Origin of the sequence: Paenibacillus oryzisoli (genome assembly GCF_001653565.1) — a bacterium.
GTDB classification, from domain to species: Bacteria; Bacillota; Bacilli; order Paenibacillales; family NBRC-103111; genus Paenibacillus_E; species Paenibacillus_E oryzisoli.
The window spans coordinates 1-629 of sequence record NZ_LYPB01000006.1 but is presented as its reverse complement, the minus strand read 5'-3'; the positions used below and the strand labels follow the sequence as shown (position 1 = coordinate 629).

The following is a 629-nucleotide window of genomic DNA, read 5'->3' as shown; positions in this document are numbered from 1 at the left end:
GTTGCGGGGGCAGGATTTGAACCTGCGGCCTTCGGGTTATGAGCCCGACGAGCTACCGGGCTGCTCCACCCCGCGTCATTACTAGCAATATACTTTATTATTCCCAGAGAAAACAGATGACATTCTAACTTTCTTCTGAGTAGATAAAATGGTGGAGGCTGACGGGATCGAACCGCCGACCCTCTGCTTGTAAGGCAGATGCTCTCCCAGCTGAGCTAAGCCTCCTTGGGATATAACTTGCAAATAAATGGTGACCCGTAGGGGACTCGAACCCCTGTTACCTCCGTGAAAGGGAGGTGTCTTAACCACTTGACCAACGGGCCTCGTAAACAGGCATTTCTAATTGAAAGCTCTTATGGCGGAGAGAGAGGGATTCGAACCCTCGAGACGCTTGTGACGCCTACACGATTTCCAATCGTGCTCCTTCGGCCAGCTCGGACACCTCTCCATAAAAAAGGCCTGGTTTTTAAAAATAAGTGGCTCCCCGAACAGGACTCGAACCTGTGACAACTCGATTAACAGTCGAGTGCTCTACCAACTGAGCTATCAGGGAATGCAGAGAGACTTTTGACTTCGTCAAAAGATCCCTAAATTAGGTAACTGCTTGGCAACGTTCTACTCTCCCAGAA

At 49.9% G+C, this 629-nt stretch carries 5 tRNA genes; all 5 read right to left on the bottom strand.

The window, feature by feature from the left end:
* Position 1 precedes the first annotated feature (1 nt).
* A tRNA-Met gene (locus A8708_RS00050) sits at positions 2-75 on the bottom strand.
* 74 nt (positions 76-149) lie between these two features.
* Positions 150-225, bottom strand: a tRNA-Val gene (locus A8708_RS00045).
* Positions 226-248: 23 nt separating this feature from the next.
* Positions 249-323: transfer RNA gene (locus A8708_RS00040), tRNA-Glu, on the bottom strand.
* Positions 324-356: 33 nt separating this feature from the next.
* Positions 357-448: transfer RNA gene (locus tag A8708_RS00035), tRNA-Ser, on the bottom strand.
* Positions 449-477: 29 nt separating this feature from the next.
* Positions 478-553, bottom strand: a tRNA-Asn gene (locus A8708_RS00030).
* Between the last annotated feature and the right edge of the window lie 76 nt (positions 554-629).